Genomic DNA, 22,350 nt, shown 5'->3' with positions numbered 1-22,350 from the left:
TATCGTAATATTTTTATACATAATGGAGGATCTCATGAAATTAAAACAACTTATTTTATCAAGTATAGCCTTAGGGACTCTTGCTTTCACGAGCGGTATCATACAGCCTGCACAAGCGGCGGTCGGTGCGGAAAAATCTGCTACAACGCAAAATATTGAATCATCTGCAACTGCGCAAACACCGACACCTGCAACGAAACAAAATGTAAGAACATCTGCAGCTGCACAAACACCTGCGCCTGTAACAAGGCAAAATGTAAGAACACCTGCAGCTACGCAAACACCTGCACTTGCAACGAAACAAAATGTAGGAACATCTGCAGCTGCACAAACACCTGCACCTACAACAAGGCAAAATGTAGGAACACCTGCAGCTACACAAACACCTGCGCCTGCAACAAGACAAAATACGGGAATGCCTGCAGCTACGCCGGCATCAACACCGACATCGATGCAGAATACAGAAAAATCCGCGGCGGTGACGACACAACATCGTATCAATGTGGATGACAAGGTATTGGAACCGACAGCTAATAAGCCAAATGTCATTTATGTTGAGGGTCAACCTCTCGTGGCGTTGCGTCAAGTGTCTGAAGCTTTAGGATACAAAGTATCCTGGGACGCGCCTACTAAAACGGCATTAATCGATACGACCGTCGCAACCTTGGCGGTACAGCCGGATTCTAAGCAAATACTACGAAAAGGTAAATTACAAAACATCAACCTCGACACATCTGAATCCTTGCTGCCTGCTGCGCGTATAGTAGACGGAACACTTTACGTGAGCCCGCAAGCGTTCAAATTATTGCTGAATGATGTGAATATAACAAAAGACGAAATCTATATCGCACCTCAACGCTCTCAATCCATCGATAATCCGGCGCAAAACGGCCAACAGAACGGTGTAGATACGTTCTTGCCGCCTGAAGAGGACAAGGTGATACCGTACGAAGAAGATACATCCGCTACTAAAGAAAAGAAACCTCTTGTAACGGTAAAACGGACTGATACGAAAACGGATACCTCTAAAACAGATACAGCTAAATCAGACACGGACGATACGAAAAATACAGTAAACACGAAAAATACAACAAACACAAAGACTTCCGGGGACCAACGATCCAACGGCTTAAGCAGATAAATAAATCTCTGCCGTAAGCTAATTAAATCGCCCCTATCAACAAAAGATGGCGACTCATCACATCGATGAACCGCCATCTTTTTTTATTTTCTATTATTACTCTCAATTATTAAATTGAAAAACATTTCTAAATTCAGTCTCAATAAAACAACAATCATTAATAATAGCGGTTATAATAAGGTGCTCAATAAAAGCTTATAATTTGCTATTAATTATTTTACCATGGTTTACATATCTAACACATGCATTACAGTTAAAAAAAATATATCTAACAACTATATTTTCTATAAATACACAATTACAAAATCATGGGAAGTAACTGAAAATAGAATAAAAAGCGATTTCATGATAATATTTTTTCATTAAAATCGCTTTTTCTTATAACTCTCTTTTATAACTTATGGCAATCAATATACGTGCTTATAAAAAAGTTAATCATAATTCTATTGTATTATCTTGTTATTTCAATAATTCTATCCGTTAACCCATCAAATACATTATGAAACTTCTCTGCACTTTCAGCCATAGTATCTAAAGCTCGACCAAATACATTAGAATGTTTTCTTATATCTTCAGACGTTAACTCAAATATTGGACGTTTCTCTAGATGACTAATTGCTATTAATGAATTAAAGTCAGGAATATATGCTAGTGTATATGGCTTTAAATCTGATTTTTCTAATACAGTCTTTATATGATCATGAGGCAATATACAATTCAAATCTTCTAGTGTGGGAACTAACTTATTATTAACTGCAATATTTATTTTATCTATCCAATTTTGAAATGAACTTGCAGGCCGCTCACTACGAGGTCTATATCGCTGTTGAATAATTCCTATAAATTTTGGTTCATTATGAACAGCATAGTTCTTTTGTACTATTTCATTATCTTCTTTAAAACGATTTATTTCACGTTTCCACTTTTTTATATTTTTAGTTAATGAATCTATTGCTTGTACACAAAAATAATCTGGAGATGTAGGCACAATAAAATAGTCACTAGACATTAATATAATTTCATTTAAACCACCTACATTTGGACTTAAATCAAATAATAAATAATCAGCATCAAAATTTTCTGCTATTCTCTTAAGCACTGCAGGCAAATTTCCAACTATATTCTTAGTTGCAGGAATACCCGATGCAATTTTTAATGATACAGTAATTTGTGAATCTAAATCAGATACATTTAAATGTCCTGCTAGCAACATTAAGTTCGGGTTCTGCGTCTCATATAAACGCTCACCAGCCAACTTAATAATAGATTCTACTGATTCACCATCTACTAAACCTTTTACTATCGGACTCATACTGATATATGTTCGTTCATTGTAAAATGTTTCAAAATAATCTTCTTCTAACAATTTATAACCAAATACCTGCCCAGTCAAATTACATTGTGAATCTAAATCAACCATCACAACCTTATAGCCTTTATTAGCTAACATCCAACCTAAATTAAATGTGGTAGTGGTTTTACTTACCCCACCTTTGTGATTAAATAAGCATATCGATTTCATAACACCACTCCTTTTGTCCATTGCAGCTAATTAATAAATATAAATATACAGAAATAATAGTCATATACTATATATTATCACAACTCTACCAAGCTAAAAACATCTAATACAACGTCATCCCTATATTCATACACTTATTTTAATGACGATTTCTATTAACAGATTCTTTAAAATCATCTATCCCCCGTTTTAAATCCTTCACGGATTCCTTCATGTCCGGCGGCGGTGTGAGGCCCGACTTATCAAGACCCTTTGCAGATTCGGAGGCGCGCTTCATATTTTCGCCGGCTTGCCCCATGCCGCTCTTAATCCGGTCCATATTGGCATCCATCTTATCGATTTCATCTTCATCATAAATAAAGAAATTACTGCCCCCATGAGAGGTGATATTCAATGGTCCCAGTGTGAGCTCCCCATTATCGATACGCAAGGCATCCGTCGAAATTGTGGTGACATTCGTGTTAACTTTCACATCACTAAAGGATAAATGACGCCCCTTATTGTGAAAGTTTCCCGTAATGCTCTTAATCGGTATCAATACATAATGGCCCTCGCCGGACCAGAAATTCCCCCACACCTCCATATCTCGCGGCTTACCTTCACTTTTAAAGTTCAAATTCGCCGATACGGGAACGTCGAACTCCGGCGTTTTTAAGGCTATACTGCTATCGAGATCCGTCGCGGTTCCCGTAATGGTATAGGCGCGGGTATCGAGATTATATATGCCCTTCGCCTGTAATTTGCCGCCATACACATTGGCGCTGACATTTTCAAAATTTAAATTTCCGTCTTGATAGGTCACATCCCCTACAACAGTTTCAAAGGTAAGTGCAGGAATATGCAACACCGGCATCGTGACGCGCCCCTTTGCATAAGGACGATTTAAATCTCCCGTCACCTTTGTGAGCAAGGTCATCGCATCATGAATATTATCACCGAACCCGAGGGATGCGGGATCCACACCCTTGATATCGAGCTGCAGATTCAGTTGCGGCATGCGATGTTTCAACACATCCTTCAAATCGATACGACCTTTCATGACGAGTCCGTCGCCGATAGCAGTTCCGCCGAATTTGCCGGTCTCCAAATCGATGCGCATAGCACGATGGCTATCGAGGTCAATTTTCGCATTTACATCCTTCATCACATAATGCCTGTTTTTTTGAAAGATTTCCAGCTGATTATGGCGCAGCTCAATTTTCACATCCAGATGTTGTCCCTGCCAATTAAAATTGCGGACGCGTTTACCCAATTCCTCCTGCCGTTCCTGCGTCGTTTTCTTCGGCGCTTTCGGTCGCGGTTCCACCTCATTGAGAGGTTTTGTAACATCCGGCGACATAGGCACAAAATCCACACGGTTATTGTCATCCAGATCAATAACGACCACCGCATCCTCCAACAGGATTTCACGCACCGCGGAGGCCTTAAAATTTCGAGTTACGATATCCCACATATTAACGCGAATCTTACCGCTCGGTGCATTGAGCAGTTCATGGCCTTCCGGATCCTTCCAGACAAGCTCTGTAAAGGACAACGTTCCCCACGGCGTGGCGGATAAGCTTTCAACCGTAACCGTACCGCGCATGATGGTCTGTCGAGCCATAACCTCGTTGAAAATAACGCCCATACCACGACTGGCAATCGTCGCGAGGATAAAAAATACAATCCCGCCGATGGCAAGGAATAAGATAATCCCCTTGATTCCTTTCTTATACAATTGTTTATATTTTATCCAATAGGAACGCATGTAATGTTTCATAGCCCTATTATAGCACGTTGAAAGTATAAGTTTTATTTTGATTCGTCTCGCTATATTACTACATTTATATTGAACAGGAGTGCCTATACCTTCTGCGCTCCAAAGCAAGCTGAGTCGCTTATCCGGTATAGGCACTCCTGTTCATAACATCAGCTAAAGGTGTCCAATCAAAATAAACTGTTATCCCGGCACCTGTTAATAATGAGACTATGAAACATTACTGAGGGAAAAGAAAAGACGAGGTCAGACCTCGTCTTTTTATTTAAATTTTCAATTATTATGCTTTTGCTTCTTTGCCGTATTTTACAAGACTTTCAGCCTCAATTTCAGCCTGAGTGCGATAGTCTTGAGGAATACCGGATAAGCGAATCCAGCTGCGAACAGCCTCAACCAATACGATGAGGATCATAAGGAACATAGCTGCACTGAATGCCACTAGAATCCATTTGCCCGCGGGAATATAACTGTTGAATACGTTTTCAAAGTCGGCCGTAATAGCGACGATAGCCATCAATACACAAGGAATACCTGTTACCCATGCATACCGCTTGTGACCGAGACGCATAATAACGGTAGTCCCTACGGCCAATGTCATGGTGCCCAGCAATTGGTTGGATACACCGAATAGAGGCCAAATGATACCAATGTTCCCCTGCAATACGAGGTAACCCCACAATACGCAAATCAAAGCAGCACATCCGTACACGCCGGGAGCCCAATGCTGATCGTTGAATTTATGGTAGAAATGACCGAGCAGTTCTTGAAGTAAATAACGACCTACACGTGTACCGGCATCGATCAATGTCATGATGAACAAAGCTTCAAACATGATACAGAAGTGATACCAATAGCCCATCAAATGATCCATGTTAGGTAATTTGGAGAAGATGTGAGCCATCCCTACAGCAAGGGATACGGCACCGCCAGGACGATGCATCAAGTCTTCGCCGACCATTGCAGACAATTTAGGCAATTCATGAACCTGAAGGCCTAACGCCTTAAAGGATTCCACAGTGGAGTTAATTGCGAAATAATCATCAGGATGCAATGCAGTCGCCGCAATCAAAGCCATCATGGCGATGAATGCTTCCGTCAACATGGCACCGTAACCGATAGGCAAAATTTCCCGTTCATTAGTAAGCATCTTAGGTGTTGTACCGGTAGCGATAACAGTATGGAACCCGGATAACGCACCGCAGGCGATAGTAATGAAAATATAAGGGAATACGGAACCTTTCAACACAGGACCGCCGCCATAGATATAAGGAGTGATGGCCGGCATCTGAATTTCAGGCATTACGATGATAATACCGAGTGCCAATGCACCGATAGTACCGATTTTAAGATATGTAGATAAATAATCACGAGGTGCTAACAAGAGCCATACAGGAAGTGCGGCTGCAAAAAAACCGTAAATAGCAAGCATGATTTCAATGGTCTGTAAATCATAGGTAAACCAATGCGCATATTCGCTGGCAGCCACGTTCGGACCATAAATAATAGCCGCAAAGATCAAAGCCACACCGATAACGGTGGCTTCCTGAATTTTACCGGGACGCAACCATTTCAAATAAATGCCGATAAAAATAGCAATCGGAATCGTAGCGAATACGGAGAAGAAGCCCCAAGGGGAGTTATGCAACGCATTAGCCACCACTACGGCCATCCCCGCAAGGGTGATAATCAACAGGAACAATGTGGCAAGCATGGCACCGAATCCGGCCCATTTGCTGATTTCTTCGCGCGCAATATCCGCAATAGACTTGCCGTCGTAACGAACGGATGCGAAGAGAATAACCATGTCGTGTACGGCACCGGCCACAACGGAACCGATCAGGATCCATAAGGCGCCCGGTAAATACCCGAACTGAGCTGCGATAACAGGACCTACGAGAGGACCTGCACCGGCGATAGCCGCAAAGTGATGACCGAATGTAACCCATTTATTGGTCGGTACATAATCGTGACCATCGTTGTGAACCATAGCCGGCGTCGGACGATACTGGTCCAAGGTGAGCACCTTCGCCGCTATGAAAGCCCCATAAAAGCGGTACGCTAAAATTAGAATACACGCGGAGGCTATAACTAAGTAAATACCATTCATAACCATATAAACACCTCCAATTGTCCCGTGACATGGTGCACATATGAATATAACAAATAAAACTATTTTTACCATGCCACTATGGCTCTCTATACTTTTGTACTTACAAGTTAATTGTATAACTAATCAGAAATGTGTCAATAATTGATTTCTCATTTTGAAAGTTTGCTATGATAAAAACGCATTATAAAAGGCATTCTCCCGTTTCGGGAAAATGCCTTTTTCTTAACGCTTAACTGGTTATATCTGTCACTATACATTCTATTGTATCAACTTCGTAATGTTACCAAATGTGCGGAGTAAATCAAGTCCTACGGCTCCGCTCTTCTCCGGATGAAATTGCATACCGTATACCGAACCGCACTCGACAATCCCCGGCACGGCCATGCCGTAATCAGCGGTAGACGTAATATATTTCGAATCGGTATCCACATAGTATGAATGGACAAAATACGTATATTCTCCATCGATGCCGCTGAAAACACTTTCCCGATGATGCACAGTATTCTGATTCCATCCCATATGAGGAACGCGAAGCCCCATATCTCTAGGGATCGCTTTCACAACGCCCGGAATGATTCCAAGCCCCGGCGCAGGTCCGTATTCCTCGGATTCGTCAAACAATAGCTGCATGCCGAGACAGATACCGAGAAGAGGAATATTTTGTTTTACCACCTCTAAAAGCGGCTCAACAAGGCCTCGTTCCTTCAACACGGTCATGGCCGCCGCATAAGCGCCCACGCCGGGCAGAATGACGCCGTCCGCCTGTACGATTGTATCGGCATCGGCCGTCAATACCGCATCAAGCCCGATATAGGCCAACGCCTTTTGAACGTTGAATGTATTTCCCGCATCATAATCAATTATGGCAATCATGGTGTGTTCCTTTCCGATGCCCACCGTTATATACTCATTTATACTACATTTCTATTTATGCTACATACTCGCGCAAAATAGCCCGCATTCTATCTCCGTCCTGCGCGGCCGGGATGGTGAGACGCAACCAATTCGGGCGCTGACCCCGGCGCACCTGATACCCCGCCGAAAGCCATACATCGGCTAAGCCGTCCGCATCAGGTACGGTAAAGAAGATAAAATTCGCTTCGCTTTTATAATAGTGAATCCGCAGTTCATCAAAGAGCGATTCCCATATATCCCGTTCCGCCGCATTTTGAGATACCGTACGCGCTAAAAATTCCTGATCTGCCAAAGCCGCCTCCGCCGCCACCTGAGATAATGTGTTGAGGTTATACGGCAGGCGAATGGTCTGGATGTAATTAGCCAGTTCCACGGGCGCCATCATATAGCCTACGCGATAGTTTGCAAGTCCGTAGGCCTTTGAAAAAGTGCGCATAATCGCTACATTGGGAAACTCATCAAGCAGAGCCCGTGCCGTCGGCACCGCTACGGACGTGACAAAGTCGATATACGCTTCGTCGATGATAACCAGCGTATCTGTCGGTATATTTTCCACAAATCGCCGAATATCTTCCACCGCTTCATACGTTCCCGTCGGATTATTAGGATTACAGATCCAGACGAGACGTGTCGTATGATCCACCGCTTTCACGAGGGACGAGAAATCATAATGCCCCGTTTCAAAATCAGCGGGCACCTCACGGATTTCGGCGCCTTCCACAAGACCGTTCAAGGCGTATTCCGAAAAAGCCGGCGTGCTGACCACGACGGAGTCCCCCGCATTAATCAATGTCTTGTTGACCATGGCGATGACCTCATCGAGGCCGACACCGATGACCAGCTGCTCCGGCTTAACCTGCCAATACTCCGCCAGCTTCGTCCGCAAGGGCGTCGCATTGCCGTCCGGATAGTAGTTCGCATCATTATGCGTCACATAGGACAAAATCGCTTCGCGCACCTCCGGAGATGTACCGTAAGGATTTTCATTCGCCGACAGTCGCACCAGACGATCCACCCCGAGGCGACTTTTAACCGCTTGCGCCGGCTCTTCCGGCACATATGGTTGTAATGTACGAATAATCTCTTTCATAATCTGTCCTTTCCGACACCGCTTCTGCCGATTTTATAAATTCGTAATCTCCGGCCGATCCGTGGTCTTGCTCACAACCCCTTCGCGGCTCGCCAATTCGGCTTCAATCGCCTCGTAAGGAATCTCTTTTTCCACCAACAGCACCAACAAGTGATACAATACGTCAGCCGTTTCATAGATGAGCTCCTGCGGATTTTCGTTCTTCGCGGCGATGACAACCTCTGTCGCCTCTTCGCCTACCTTTTTCAAAATCTTGTCGAGCCCCTTATCAAAGAGATAATTCGTATAGGACCCTTCCTTCGGCTCCGCTTTACGCCGCCTGATAATCTCGTATAATTCGCTCAATGTCTGCCGTGCCATCTATATCATCCACGCTTTCTACAACTCAATATCATTAAAGAAACAACTGATTCGCCCCGTATGACAGGCCGGCCCTTGCGGTTCCACCTGCACGAGCAGCGTATCCCCGTCACAATCGAGGTCCATCTTCACGACGCGCTGCACATGACCGCTCGTACCGCCCTTGTGCCACAGCTCCTGCCGCGACCTAGACCAGAACCACGTTTCCTTCGTTTCCAGGGTCTTGTGAAAGCTTTCTTCATTCATCCACGCCACCATGAGAACTTCCTTCGTACGAATATCCTGCACAACCGTCGGCAAAAGGCCGTTACCTTTATCAAAATCAGGTTTCATAAAACCCTCCTCTTGAAATGTCTGCTATGAAAACAGCATTTGTTAGTATGCACTTTAAAATTTACCGTACGGAAATACCACATTTTCTCAGTTCCGCCTTGAGTTCCGGTATTTTGATCTCCCCGAAATGAAATATGGATGCCGCCAGAGCCCCCGTCACACCGGTCTGTTCAAAGAGATCCACGAAGTCCTGTACCGTTCCGGCACCGCCGGATGCGATAATCGGCACATCCACAACCGATTCGATGGCCTTATATAACGCAATATCAAAACCCGACTTTGTGCCGTCCTTATCCATGCTGGTCACCAACAATTCACCGGCACCGCGCGATACCGCTTCCTTTGCCCATTCAAGAGCCTTCTTCTCTGTTCGATTACGACCCCCGTGAGTATATACATACCATTCGCCCGTGTCTTCATCGGTTTTCACGTCAATAGCCACTACCATGCATTGATTACCGAATTTTTGAGCACCCTCGCTGATAAGCTGCGGATTAGCCAACGCCGCCGAATTTAAGGATACCTTATCGGCACCGGCTTTCAGCAAAGCAGTCATATCCTCAACGCTCTTGATGCCTCCGCCCACGGTAAGGGGCATGAAAACCTTTGCGGAAATATCCTGCACAACGTCGCGCATGGTCGTCCGGGCATCAACGGTAGCCGTAATGTCCAAAAACACAAGTTCATCAGCCTGCTGTTGTTCATAAGAGGCCGCAATACCCACCGGACTGCCCACATCTACAAGGTTCACAAAGTTAACACCCTTTTTCACGCGCCCGTCATCCACATCGAGACAGGGTATAATCCGTTTTGCTAACATACCTTTCCTTTCTATCGAGCATACATCGAGTTATTATGTCTATTCTCTACGCTTATTCGCTATATTTATAACATCTATTCAATAGATTTACTATATCTATATCACTACGGCTATTCGCTACATCTATTCATTACGGCTATTCGGCACATCGATTTACTATCTTTGATTACGACGTTTATTTTCTATTCAATTCACTGCATCGATTTCGTTCCGCAATAGCCTCCAGCGTAATTGTCCCTTCGTAAATCGCTTTACCTACGACACTATCCATGATACCTCGCGCCTCCAAAGCCTCAATATCCGTCATATTCCGAATACCGCCGGATGCGATGATGCGCACCGACGGAAACTTCGCCTGTAAGTCTCCCAACAGGTCTTCGTTGGCTCCTTCCATCGTACCGTCTCTATCCACGTCGGTAACGATAAAATACTTCGCGCCGGCTTCAGCCATGATTTCGATAAGATCAGACATTCCCACGTCCGACTGATCGAGCCAACCCTCGGCGGCAACCTTTCCGTTTTTGCCGTCCACGCCAATAACGATGCGCTCAGCGCCGTATTTTTTCAACATTCGCTTCGTAAATTCCGGATTTTTCAGCGCCACGGAGCCTAAAATAATGCGATTTACCCCTATCGAGAGATATGCATCCACCGCCGCTTCATCGCGAATGCCGCCACCTATCTCCAAAATGCCGGTGAAAGCTGAACGCACTGCTTTCACCACATCCACGTTAACGGGCTTACCCGCCTTGGCGCCGTCCAAATCCACCAGATGCAGGGCCCCTACACCTGAGGCTTCATACGCTTTAGCCTGCACCACCGGATCGGGATTAATAACCGTCTCTTGGGCAAAGTCCCCCTTATAAAGGCGCACACTGCGGCCATTTTGCAAATCGATTGCCGGAAAAATCATAATGACCTCTATTCTTATATAAAATAAATTAATACGTTTTTATATGGTACCTTTTGTTGAATTAACACCGACAATATCAAGATTGATAGTTACCGCCTTACGCAAAGCACGTCCTGTCGCTTTAAACATACTCTCAATAATGTGATGAGTATTGCGACCGTAAAGATTTCGCACATGTAAATTCATGGCGCCGCTCATGGCGAAAGCTTGAAAGAAGTCCTCCACCAACTCCGTTTCAAAGTTCCCGCCCAGCACGGGCGTACTCCATTCACCTTGAAATACGAGGTAAGGCCGGCCGCTTAAATCAACGACAACCTGTGTCAAAGCCTCATCCATAGGTACCCACGCATCACCGTAACGCTCGATGCCGACCTTGTCACCCAAGACTTTCACCAAGGCCTGCCCCAAGGCAAGCCCCACATCCTCAACAGTGTGATGCGCATCAACATATGTGTCGCCGTTCGCTTTCACAACGAGCCCGAAGCGACCATGTTTCGCAAAGAGTGTCAGCATATGATCAAAAAAGCCGATGCCCGTCGAAATACTGCTCGCCTGATTGCCGTCGAGGGCAAGCTCCACAATAATATCCGTTTCTGCAGTCCTGCGCTGCACCGTTCCTGTTCGTATCATGATATCCTCTCAATAATTAATCTTTCACATAACAATCGGCAAATTCCGTTTAAACATATTTCTTGAATTGCTCGAAACCGCCTTAATGACAAGCGCTATGAACTATGCCAATTTGCCTTAATGCGATTTTTCCGCAATTACTCAAATCTCACTTCGATAGCGCGCGCATGAGCCTCAAGGCCTTCGGTACGCGCCAAGGTGATAATGTGTTTCGACACTTCCTGTAATCGTTCCTTCGTAAATTGAGTGAAAGATGTGCGTTTCACAAAATCATATACCCCTAACGGAGACGAGAACCGCGCCGTACCGCTGGTAGGGAGCACATGGTTCGTACCGCCCACATAGTCCCCTAACGGCTCGGATGCATATGCACCGAGAAATACGGAGCCTGCGTTCTGAACCAGACTCATATAACTCATCGGATCCGGCAGCTGAATTTCCAAATGCTCCGGCGCCACTTCATTCATGACCGTAAACATATCCTCCACAGAATTCAGCACCGCAATATAGCTGTTGTTTTCAATCGCGGGACGCGCGATGCTTTCACGAGGTAACGTCTTAAGTTGACGTTCCACCTCATCCGACACGGCATTCGCCAAGCTTTCACTGGTGGTCACCATGATAGCCCGAGCCCGCGCATCGTGCTCCGCCTGCGACAAAAGGTCCGCCGCAAGATGCACCGGATTAGCACTGTCATCCGCAATAATACCGATTTCACTGGGGCCGGCGATCATATCGATATCGACCTGACCGAAAACCTGACGCTTTGCGGTAGCCACGTAAATATTGCCGGGGCCTACGATTTTATCAACCTTCGGAATTGATTCCGTACCGTATGCGAGGGCCGCCACACCTTGGGCGCCGCCCACCTGATACACCGCATCGACGCCGGCTATTTTGGCAGTACCCAGCACGGCCGGATTGATGCCATCCTTTTGAGGCGGCGTCACCATAATGATTTCCTTAACGCCCGCAATCTTCGCCGGCAATGCCGTCATCATAATCGTCGACGGATATGCCGCCGTACCGCCAGGCACGTACAGACCGACGCGCGCCAAAGGAATCACATTTTGACCGCGAATAATGCCCGGCGTATCCAGGTCCACGAACCCTTGTTCAATCTCACGACTGTGAAATTCCGTGATGTTTTCCTTTGCCTTGAAAAAGGCCTCCTTGAGATCATTCGGCAATGATTCATACGCCGCATCGATATCCGCCTGAGGGACTCTGAAAGTATCAATACTGACGCCGTCAAATTTTTCCGAGTAGGAACGCAACGCCGCATCTCCGTTCATGCGCACATCGCTGATAATATCATACACGCGCCGCTCGATTTCCATATCTGTCGTCTGCTGCGTATAATTGCGCACGATAGAAAGCATCGAGTCCAGCGATTCCTTGTAAATTTTCATTTCCATCCTTCTTTCCGTTTGAGTGTTGTTTTAAACTATACCTACTTAAGTATTATTTCACGTAACACCTATTTAAATATTATTTCACATAACACCGACTCAAATGGCATATCATATCGATTCAAGTTTTTCACGATATACCGACACAAATACTATTGCTCATTATCACTACTATTGATTAATCTCCTCAGACAGTTGATCTATCAACTTAAAAATGATGTTCCGTTTTTGCTTCAATGCCAGCGGATTCGCCACAAGCCGTGTTGAAATGTGCTGCAACCGGTCAAAGATTTTCAAATTATTCTCACGCAAAGTCGTACCGGTTTCCGTAATATCCACGATGGCATCCGCCAATCCTACAAGAGGCGCCAGCTCTACGGAGCCTTCAATCTTGATGATTTCCACATCTTGGGCTCCGAAATACTGTTTCGTCACTACGGGATACTTCGTGCCGATACGCTGACGACGACCCTCTTTCGGATTGTATCCGCCAAGCGATGCCAGGATAAATTGACATTGCCCCGTCTTAAGATCTAATAATTGATAACTCGTCTGTTCCTGCTCATCCAGCACATCACTGCCGACGATACCGATATCTACGACCCCATTATTCAGATATGTCGTCACATCTCCGCCTTTCACTAAAATAATCTCCAGCTCATCTCCGAGCGGAATGATGAGCTTACGGGCTTTATTCCGGAGCGGTTCACAATCGATACCGCATGCTTCCAGCAACGGAACAGCCTGTTCCTCTACGCGGCCCTTCGTGAGAGCGATGCGAAGCTTTCCGGCTCCACTCGTCACGGCAGATGTAACCGAGGCGCTCACGTCGGTAAGAACATCGATATTGAAAGCCATCCCCACCGCATGCACGGGATTACCATCAAAGTTATTTAGCAGATTATCATAACGACCGCCGCTGACGATATATTGAGACACACCGTCCACAAAGCCTCTGAAGGTAAGTCCCGTATAGTAGGATTGAGGCGGCTGATTTGATAAGTCGATACGTACCGCTTGTCCGTCAGCCTCAACGGATTGACCGAAATCCATCAATGCGTCCCACAATCGCTGTGCAGGGGCCGGTAAAATTACACCGGCCAATTCGGATAACACTTCATCAATGGTCCCGAACAAACGCGGCCACACCGCAAGGAACGGATACAGTGCACTATTTTCGTAAACCTCGATGATACTTTCATAAAGAGGAAGATTTTTCGCGAATAACGCATCCAGTAAAGGTGTTCGTTCATCATCGCTGAGCCCCAAGGCGTCAGTAATAGCAAACGCAAAACGCGCATCCCCCAGCTCAAGTTGCAATGCGCCTTTCAGCTGTATCTGATTGACCTCCTTGATGAGATCGATACATTCCTGTTCAGCCGCCATCGACTCATAACCGACGAGTTCGATTCCGCCCTGCGTCACCTGATTAATGCCACCGCGATGCTTCTCGGTACGCCCCAGCACATCACCGAGATAATAGAATTTACGCGGCAGCTCGATATTTGTCGTCGCCAGAAAACGGCCGATAGGCATGGTCAGATCAGGACGAACCACAATGGACTTAGCCGTACCGTCGAGGAACTCGTACATATGTTGACGCCCCATGGCATACCCTTGAAACACGTCCTTGTACTCCATGAGAGGCGTCGAAATTTTCGTGTATCCACGATTCCGACACAGATCCAGCACATAGCGGCCCATATCATCCTTGCGTTCCGCCAATACCCCTACATCATCGCGAAACCCCGTAGGCAATTGCTGCTGTACCATCGTTACCATCCTTTCCATAGCTCAATCTATATAATTCTTTTCTCTATGAAAGCACTATCCAATCCGCTATTTGTTTAAAATTGAATTTCACTAGGAGAAATAAATTACCTATATAGATATTTTTCTATTTTATTGCTTTATCTTATTAAAGTATGAAATCATAATATAACGGTTCTACTAATATGTCAATAGAACCGTGAAAACTTCATATATTTTATATATACTCTTTACTGATTACTGAAATTTATTAACTTTAATTACAGCCCAATGCTGCTTTCCCATTTTAAACTCTGTATTTACAAAATCTATTGAGACTTCAGATTCCGGTTCGAATAAGTGATTATCTCGATCATATCGTAAATCCCAATCCGTCTGACTTTCAGGAACAGACGAGTCATCATAATCAATACCTCTCCAAACGGCGTTATCTCTAAAGTTATCCATTCCATCAACCTTTAAACGAGTATCTAAACAAAATTCTGATGCTAACGTAAGATTTCCTTGTAACAATAGATTTCTAAGAATTATACATTCATACTCCCACCCGCCGAACAACAGATATTTATAGTATCGAAGTGCAATAAATGCATCCCATTGCCTACGACATATTAAAGTTTTAAACCAATCATTTATTTTTTCATATTCGCCGGATATATAATACGAATTACCAAGCAAGTAATCATATAACTCAGCATCCTCAAGATCAGGTAATGTATCTATAACAGTAAATATATCTTTCACCAGATAAGCTCCTTTTTTCTTACGCTCTTAACAGATTATTACTTTTTGATGGACTTTTTTACTGCCAGAATTTTAAAAAGAGTCGCCTATCCTGATGAACGACTTGACTCGTCATGGAGTGAAAAAGTATAGGTGACTCTTTTAACAATGTAACAGTAACATAATTAAGCCATCTAAAAGCAATAACGCTGTTACCCCCATACGCGCTCTATATCTTTAACACTATGTGCATCGGATCCCAACACGAACGGTACGCCGATAACGGCAGCCATGCCCTGTATAAATCGACTCGGATACATTTCCTGACAGTCCGGCTTGAAGAAACCGCTCATGTTATAGTCCAGTTCACGGCCCTGAACGCGCATGATATGTAGGATATCGCTCACCATTTGAGCGTTACGGCGATCAAAATGATGCTCAAAACCAAAATGATGTTGGTATTTCTTGATTAAATCAAAATGGCCGATTCGCTTCGGCGTGTATTCGCCGAGATCGGCACGCACAGCCTGGTGTACGGTGGCGAAATATTTATAATACAAATCAAACTGCTTTTGTATCCACGGACCGAAACCTCGTTCAAATTCTTCAGGGCTGTAGTCAATGCAATAAAAAGCGTTGTCCACGCCTTCCATAAAATGCACGGATAGAATATTCTCCTCCGTCAACGGACCATAGCGATCTAAGAACTCCTGAATATCCGCTTCATATCCCGGAATGTAATCCACTTCAAAGCCCAGTGAAATATCAATATGCGTACCGTACGCCCGTTGTAACTGACGCCCCAATTCAAGGTAGGCATCTACTTGATTCAATTTTAAGGAAGCCGTTTCGAGGGCCATCATATCACCGCCGTATTCCGACGCAAACCCCACAGGCAACGGAGCATGTTCCGTAAGACATACCTTTTCAATGCGCAATTCGATGGCCTTTTCAAGCATCATCGCTGTCCGATCCCCGCTGCCGTGCGGACATAGTTCCGTATGTACATGACCATCGACGAGACGGCTGCGATATGTGCTGTATCCCACGAACTGCCGTTCATATTTCATATTCATTCTATCACCCTATTCGCCTTACCCCACGGCGAACCCTTATAGATAATCTATCCCTTTGCATATCTTTGCATATATTATAAAATTACAGTTCACTCAACAGCTTAATTCTCTTCCAGCTTTTATTATACCAATAATGAGTATGTTTCGGTATCCTGATACACACCATTTTTAAATCCCACCTGCGGCGTCAGTCCGCAATAGGTAAATCCGAAACGCTCGTGCAGTTTAGTACTGCCTTCATTGCCGGCCGTAATCACGGACACCACATTGTGTAAGCTTTCATCATCCTTGGCCATATCCAAAATATGACTCATCAATTTCGTTGCTATACCTTTTCCGCGATAATCCTGATGAATATAAATGGACAGTTCCACGGTACTTTTATAGGCCTCTTTAGCTCGATATGGTGAAAGCGACGCATAGCCGGCCACAACATCATCAACGGTTCCTACAATAATCGGATGATGCTCATCACGATTGTGTTCTGCAAACCATTCGTGCCACTCCGCTAACGTGCGCGGTTCCAGGTCAAGTGTAGCCACGCCGTTCAGGACTTCGTAATTATAAATATCTAAACAAGCCCGAATGTCTTCAGGACAGGCTAACCGGATATCTAACTGCATATGGTACTCCCAAATCTATTATCTTTATAATAAGTCTATTTTAGTGTACCATACATCAAAAAAGCTGTCATAGCATATCGCTACAACAGCTTAAGAATCAATTATATAGTACGAAAACTAATATGGTAACAACTACTAATCCCGCTATAACGCCATAATCAAGTGAACGAAGTCCCACCGATGCCGCAAAGCTATGCGTCGGTCCGCCAAAGCCCCGCAGTTCCAGGGACAGCGCCATGGTTTCGGAACGTCCCAAGGATTTCAGGAGCAACGGTTGAATCACAGATGCATAAGATTTGATGCGCTTGATAAAGTTTCCCTCCAAGGATAAACCACGACAGGCCTGAGCCTCCTGTACGGCGTGGCTTTCAGCAATAAAATCAGGCACGAAGCGAAGCGCCGCGGTAAACATAAATGCGTATTCATAAGGAATTTTGCATTGCGTTACGAGGGCCGCCGTCAAATCCTGCAGTTTTGTCGTCGCCAAAAGAGCGATGAACACTAATGTCATAGCAAGCATCCGCAAGCCGGACACGATAGCCGACTCCACATCGCCGCTGCCGAGGAATTGGATCAGTCCTAAAAACACGGCAAATGAAATCAATGCAAAAACAGTTTTGTATTGTTTTACTAACAGACCGAATACGAGCAGAACCGCCAATTCGAAGATCACCAGCGCTAACAAGGACGGCCAGTCTCGAAGCAATATGGCCCACACGGATACGGCGAGGGTCATCAAAATTTTTGTTAACGGTACTAAACGTTCCATATGTCCCTCCTATTTCCCGCTCAACTGAGCCACTAATTTCGATTTCAATTCATCCATGGACTTGCAATAACCTAATTTCGGTACCGCCAGTGAAAGCTCCACACTTGGCGGCTTCGTAAGTCCCAAGTCAAGTAATTCGTCGGTGGATTTCATAAACAGATCCTGCGGCGTACCGTCAAAGGCGAGCGTCTGATGTCCCATGATAAGGGCACGACTGCATTCGCCGGCCATGATTTCCATATCATGTGTGATAAGTAAAATCGTAATGCCTTCATCGTTCAGTTGACGCAATAACTGCAGCAATTCCTTCGTTTCCTTGCCATCCTGACCGCTGGTCGGTTCATCAAGGATGAGGATTTTAGATTGCATCGCAAGAGCCGATGCAATGGCAACGCGTTGCTTTTCGCCGCGTCGCAACGTCGGAGGATAGGCATCCTTCAGGTGAGAGATCCTCGTTTTAGCGAGAACATCCTCAACGATGCGGTTGACTTCGTCCTTACCGCGTCCGAGCGATTCCGGTCCGAAAGCAACCTCCGTAGCAACGGTCGGTCTGAACATCTGGCGATCCGGTTGCTGAAACACGTAACCGATAAACTGCCCACGCTTTGATGCGGGCATCGCGGTAATATCCGTGCCGTTATAATACATATGACCGCTCGTAGGACTTTCAAGGCCCACTAACAGACGCGTAATCGTCGTCTTACCGCAACCGTTGCGACCGCCGATGGCGATATATTCGCCGCCGTCGATTGTGAAAGATACATTTCGGAAAATATCTACGGTCGACACATAGCCGAAACTTACATTTTCAATCTTAAGCATGCGTGCCACCGTCCTTTCCCTTTACGATTTCATCAACGGAACTTTCACCATGGACCTCAACCTGAATGGCATGCGCCATTTCCAGCTGATGCAGGCCCTTGATAGCGGATTCGATACTGAGCCAAGGTTCATCACTATGAAAACCCGCCTGTTCCAGTTCCATATAGGTTGTAAATACGGACGGCAATGCATCGACGTGAATATTGTGCTCGTACATATAGCGAAGCGTTGTAGGAACGTCCTCATCGCACACGATGGAACCGTCCACCATGAGAGCCATCCGATTTGCGTACGGCAACACGGCATGAAGGTCATGATCGATAACCACAACGGTAATATTGTGATTCCGGTTCAAGCCGCCCACAATTCGATACAATTCCGCGGTACCGTCGGGATCAAGAGAGCTGGTCGGTTCATCGAGCACCAATATAGACGGATTTGTAGCCAAAACGGAGGCAATGGCCAGCCGTTGACGCTGCCCGCCGGAAAGGCTCGTAATCTTGCGGTCCTCTAAACCTACGAGACCGACCTGTTCAAACACCTCTTGGGAACGCGCTTCAATCACATCCCGATGATATCCGCGATTTTCCATGGCGAATGCCACCTCTTCGCGAACGGTCATCGTTACGAGCTGCGTATCATAATCGGCGAGAACAACCCCGATGTGATTCGCCAATTCAGGAATTTCAAGCTGTGTCGTCGCTTTCCCTTCTACGAAGACCATGCCTTCGAGACGACCGCCGTAAAATTTAGGCACCGCCCCTACCATCGCCATACAGAGGGTACTTTTACCACAACCGGCAGGACCCGTCACGACGAGAAAATCACCGTCATGCACATCGAGATTGATGTTCTCCAACGTCGGAGCGGTCGCCTTCGGATGATAATAATTCATATGCTCGATGGAAATTTTCGCCTGCCGTTCCGGCAAAATGGTGAGGCCGCTATGATCCGATGTTAACTGATCCGCATCCGGCAACATACCGCGCTTTGAAAACAACCGCTGAGCCGGAATGTATAGAATCGGCGTAATGGCGCCGTTCAACGCACCGACGATAAGTACCATAGGCCACATACCGTACATATATACATTATTCGGCAATCCGAGAATCTGCCACAAAATCGTTACGAAAATACCGCCGGACACAACGGTCGCCATAAAGCCCGTAATAACCGGCGTAATATCAAAGCCGCCAATTTTATGGAACTTGACGGACATCATAGCACGCGCTACGAGGACCGCCGTCAACGCACCACCCGGTTCGGACAACAAGTTACCGTACGGGAATGCCGATTTAGACGTCAACACATTGATGAGCGCCGCCACAAGTCCAATCCCTAAAGTTTGACTCAAACTGGGCCGCGTCAATAAAATAGCCACGCAGTACGTAGCAATCATCCAGTTCGGCGTTACACCCAATACACTGGGGCTCACCAAATGTAAAATAGCCCCCAACGCCAGCATCAACGTGCTGACCGTGACCCACCTGAACTGACCACCCTGCACATGGGTATACACAAGATCCTGAATCCGTTCCATAATTGCCTCATTTCTATAAAAATATATATGGATTTATTTTATCATTGTTCTATCAGTTTTGCACGCAGTGTTCTATCAGTTTGATGTGCCGTCCACCAAATAAATATGTAATCATTGTGTCTGGAAAGGCATATATATTCATTGTATAATTGAAATGTTACTACTCCATTCTGGTAACAGAAAGGAGGTGAAGACTCTGTTTGATATTTTCGTTTCCTTAGCAGTGTCTGTCATAGCAGGTATAACTTGTCACTATATCTGCAAGTGGCTGGACCGGCACTCTCGTTAGTAACCAGCACAACAAAAATAGCAGGGCGGCAACCCTGCTATTTTTATTTGTATGAAGACTCTATATCTCCATATCTTCGTTTCCTTTGTCATATATAGGATAGCATTCTATACAGAGATAGTCAACAGTAGTTGTTCTTATGGTACATCAGGAGTAGCCTAATAGCCTGCAATTAACATTAACCTTTTTCGTTTACTAACAACAATTTTGACCGTGAGGATAATAATCTTAAAAATATTAGTATATAATATATGTATTATATATCCTAACAAGGAGGTTCCTCATGGCGCAGGCATTAATCGTAATCGACATACAAGAAGGCTTAGTTAAGGCAAACCCTTATGATGCGAAAAATCTTATCGAAAATACAAAAGCAATCATTCAATATTTCAGAAATCAAAATATAGAAGTAATTTTTATCCGACACTCTGAAGCTGAAGGTTTATTGGTAACGGGTAGCGATAATTGGCAAATCTACTACGAATTAAAACCGCAGGAAAACGAAAAGATCTTCAATAAATATTATAACAGTATCTTCAAAGATACTGAATTAAAGGAATATTTAAACAACAAAAATATTACCGATTTAACGTTCGTAGGAATGCAGGTGGAATTCTGTATCGACACCTCCCTAAAAGTAGGCTTTGAATATGGTTATAATCTCACCATCGTCGAAGATGCCGTCTCTACCTTTGACAATGATCATCTATCCGCCGATAAAATCCTATCATTCTACAAAGAAAAAATTTGGCAAAATCGATTCGCACAGCTAAAAACAACAAAAGAAATCCTAGGCAATAATTAAACTTTCAGAATCTCAAAGCAATTCTCAAAAAATTATTTCTCACCATTTTTTCTCACGTATTTGTCATATATGTATGTTAAAATTTCACCAAATATTTATGCCCGAACATAGGAGGTCTTTTTATGTATAAGTATATTACGATTTTAGGAGCTGCGGGCCAAATTGCTCAAAAATTGACTGCTACCTTATTAACATACACAGATATGCATATCACATTGTACGGTCGTCAATTAAAACGGCGCCTGGATCCCGAGATTTATGCACACGAACGTATCACCGTTATAGAGGGTTCCTTTCAGAATCCCGCAAAATTGGAAGAGGCCGTGACTAATGCCGAGGTTGTATATGTGAACGCTATGGAATCCGGCAGCGATATGGCCGCCATCGTAAAAGCCCTAAGTCGTAACAACGTACGCCGCATCATCGGTGTTTCCATCGCCGGTTTGTCCGGTGAATTCCCGGCAGCCCTCGAAAAATGGACCTTTGACAGCTTACCTATCAGTTACGTACAAGGCGAACGCCAGGCCCGAAATGTGTTGCGCGAATCTAATTTAAACTACACTATCCTACGCCTCACATGGCTTTACAATGATCCGGAAAAGACCGATTACGAACTCATTCCTGAAGGCTCTCAGTTCAACGACGCCCAGGTATCTCGAGAGGCCGTTGTGAAAGCGATTTTCGACATCTTACACGCAGATGATGAAACTCCGTTTACCCGTGCCAGCATCGGTGTCGGCGAACCGGGTACACACTTTGATAAACCAAGCTTTCACTAATATATAACATTAAATTTAGTAGAAAAAAGAAAATACTATATACCAATATCAGACTATCTCCAATACATATGGAGATAGTCTTTTTATATATCATTATATGATTAAAATATCTAGTTAAAACCCTTTAAATAAATGCCTCATATATATTTACA

At 44.8% G+C, this 22,350-nt stretch carries 21 protein-coding genes; 3 read left to right on the top strand and 18 right to left on the bottom strand.

Annotated features, from left to right (window positions below):
* The first annotated feature begins 34 nt into the window (after positions 1-34).
* Complete coding sequence (locus VEHSUH05_RS09470; protein WP_425445589.1) at positions 35-1,141, top strand: stalk domain-containing protein; 1,107 nt, start codon at positions 35-37, stop codon at positions 1,139-1,141.
* A 451-nt stretch (positions 1,142-1,592) separates the two neighbouring features.
* Here VEHSUH05_RS09470 and VEHSUH05_RS00420 read toward each other — a convergent pair whose 3' ends face one another.
* The 18 genes from VEHSUH05_RS00420 to VEHSUH05_RS00335 all read right to left on the bottom strand — a co-directional run bounded on the left by VEHSUH05_RS00420 (position 1,593) and on the right by VEHSUH05_RS00335 (position 20,325).
* Positions 1,593-2,663 carry a ParA family protein gene (locus VEHSUH05_RS00420; protein ID WP_218017160.1) on the bottom strand — a complete coding sequence of 357 codons (1,071 nt, stop codon included), beginning with the start codon at positions 2,661-2,663 and terminating at the stop codon, positions 1,593-1,595.
* 139 nt (positions 2,664-2,802) lie between these two features.
* Positions 2,803-4,422 carry an AsmA family protein gene (locus VEHSUH05_RS00415; RefSeq protein ID WP_105090393.1) on the bottom strand — a complete coding sequence of 540 codons (1,620 nt, stop codon included), beginning with the start codon at positions 4,420-4,422 and terminating at the stop codon, positions 2,803-2,805.
* A gap of 277 nt (positions 4,423-4,699) precedes the next feature.
* Positions 4,700-6,532 carry a carbon starvation CstA family protein gene (locus VEHSUH05_RS00410; protein WP_105090392.1) on the bottom strand — a complete coding sequence of 611 codons (1,833 nt, stop codon included), beginning with the start codon at positions 6,530-6,532 and terminating at the stop codon, positions 4,700-4,702.
* A gap of 255 nt (positions 6,533-6,787) precedes the next feature.
* Positions 6,788-7,402 carry an imidazole glycerol phosphate synthase subunit HisH gene (hisH, locus tag VEHSUH05_RS00405; protein WP_105090602.1) on the bottom strand — a complete coding sequence of 205 codons (615 nt, stop codon included), beginning with the start codon at positions 7,400-7,402 and terminating at the stop codon, positions 6,788-6,790.
* Positions 7,403-7,457: 55 nt separating this feature from the next.
* The gene (hisC, locus tag VEHSUH05_RS00400; protein WP_105090391.1) at positions 7,458-8,534 is read right to left on the bottom strand and encodes a histidinol-phosphate transaminase; all 1,077 of its coding nucleotides are present in this window, start codon (positions 8,532-8,534) and stop codon (positions 7,458-7,460) included.
* A gap of 33 nt (positions 8,535-8,567) precedes the next feature.
* A complete protein-coding gene (gene hisE / locus VEHSUH05_RS00395; RefSeq protein ID WP_105090390.1) occupies positions 8,568-8,894 on the bottom strand; it encodes a phosphoribosyl-ATP diphosphatase in 327 nt (108 codons plus the stop codon).
* Positions 8,895-8,912: 18 nt separating this feature from the next.
* On the bottom strand, positions 8,913-9,227 hold the full coding sequence (gene hisI, locus VEHSUH05_RS00390; protein ID WP_105090389.1) for a phosphoribosyl-AMP cyclohydrolase: 315 nt from the start codon (positions 9,225-9,227) through the stop codon (positions 8,913-8,915).
* A 61-nt stretch (positions 9,228-9,288) separates the two neighbouring features.
* Positions 9,289-10,047, bottom strand: coding sequence for an imidazole glycerol phosphate synthase subunit HisF (gene hisF / locus VEHSUH05_RS00385; RefSeq protein WP_105090388.1), 759 nt, complete (start codon positions 10,045-10,047; stop codon positions 9,289-9,291).
* 175 nt (positions 10,048-10,222) lie between these two features.
* Positions 10,223-10,960 carry a 1-(5-phosphoribosyl)-5-[(5-phosphoribosylamino)methylideneamino]imidazole-4-carboxamide isomerase gene (hisA, locus tag VEHSUH05_RS00380; RefSeq protein WP_105090387.1) on the bottom strand — a complete coding sequence of 246 codons (738 nt, stop codon included), beginning with the start codon at positions 10,958-10,960 and terminating at the stop codon, positions 10,223-10,225.
* A 39-nt stretch (positions 10,961-10,999) separates the two neighbouring features.
* Positions 11,000-11,590 carry an imidazoleglycerol-phosphate dehydratase HisB gene (gene hisB, locus VEHSUH05_RS00375; protein WP_105090386.1) on the bottom strand — a complete coding sequence of 197 codons (591 nt, stop codon included), beginning with the start codon at positions 11,588-11,590 and terminating at the stop codon, positions 11,000-11,002.
* A gap of 137 nt (positions 11,591-11,727) precedes the next feature.
* The gene (gene hisD / locus VEHSUH05_RS00370) at positions 11,728-13,002 is read right to left on the bottom strand and encodes a histidinol dehydrogenase (RefSeq protein ID WP_105090385.1); all 1,275 of its coding nucleotides are present in this window, start codon (positions 13,000-13,002) and stop codon (positions 11,728-11,730) included.
* A 171-nt stretch (positions 13,003-13,173) separates the two neighbouring features.
* Positions 13,174-14,775 (bottom strand): ATP phosphoribosyltransferase, encoded by a 1,602-nt coding sequence (gene hisG, locus VEHSUH05_RS00365; protein ID WP_105090384.1) that lies wholly within the window; start codon positions 14,773-14,775, stop codon positions 13,174-13,176.
* Positions 14,776-15,009: 234 nt separating this feature from the next.
* Positions 15,010-15,516, bottom strand: coding sequence for a hypothetical protein (locus VEHSUH05_RS00360; RefSeq protein ID WP_054674132.1), 507 nt, complete (start codon positions 15,514-15,516; stop codon positions 15,010-15,012).
* 191 nt (positions 15,517-15,707) lie between these two features.
* Positions 15,708-16,571, bottom strand: coding sequence for a histidinol-phosphatase HisJ (gene hisJ, locus VEHSUH05_RS00355; protein WP_105090383.1), 864 nt, complete (start codon positions 16,569-16,571; stop codon positions 15,708-15,710).
* 122 nt (positions 16,572-16,693) lie between these two features.
* Positions 16,694-17,194: a GNAT family N-acetyltransferase gene (locus VEHSUH05_RS00350; RefSeq protein WP_054674134.1), complete on the bottom strand. Its 501-nt coding sequence runs from the start codon at positions 17,192-17,194 to the stop codon at positions 16,694-16,696.
* A 97-nt stretch (positions 17,195-17,291) separates the two neighbouring features.
* Positions 17,292-17,963 (bottom strand): energy-coupling factor transporter transmembrane component T family protein, encoded by a 672-nt coding sequence (locus VEHSUH05_RS00345; protein ID WP_054674136.1) that lies wholly within the window; start codon positions 17,961-17,963, stop codon positions 17,292-17,294.
* Positions 17,964-17,972: 9 nt separating this feature from the next.
* Entirely contained in the window at positions 17,973-18,785 is an 813-nt protein-coding gene (locus tag VEHSUH05_RS00340) for an energy-coupling factor ABC transporter ATP-binding protein (protein ID WP_054674138.1), read from the bottom strand.
* Positions 18,778-20,325 (bottom strand): tryptophan transporter, encoded by a 1,548-nt coding sequence (locus tag VEHSUH05_RS00335; RefSeq protein WP_105090382.1) that lies wholly within the window; start codon positions 20,323-20,325, stop codon positions 18,778-18,780. Before VEHSUH05_RS00335 ends, VEHSUH05_RS00340 begins: the two co-directional genes overlap by 8 nt.
* A 572-nt stretch (positions 20,326-20,897) precedes the next feature.
* On the opposite strand from VEHSUH05_RS00335, the gene VEHSUH05_RS00330 reads away from it, so the two are divergent.
* Entirely contained in the window at positions 20,898-21,419 is a 522-nt protein-coding gene (locus VEHSUH05_RS00330) for a cysteine hydrolase family protein (protein ID WP_054674140.1), read from the top strand.
* A 122-nt stretch (positions 21,420-21,541) separates the two neighbouring features.
* Positions 21,542-22,198: an NAD(P)H-binding protein gene (locus tag VEHSUH05_RS00325; RefSeq protein WP_038116657.1), complete on the top strand. Its 657-nt coding sequence runs from the start codon at positions 21,542-21,544 to the stop codon at positions 22,196-22,198.
* Positions 22,199-22,350 lie beyond the last annotated feature (152 nt).

Source organism: Veillonella denticariosi JCM 15641, from assembly GCF_002959855.1.
In the GTDB taxonomy this organism is placed as follows: domain Bacteria; phylum Bacillota; class Negativicutes; order Veillonellales; family Veillonellaceae; genus Veillonella; species Veillonella denticariosi.
The sequence above is the reverse complement of the archived record's forward strand: the minus strand, read 5'-3'. Positions and strand labels throughout refer to the sequence as shown.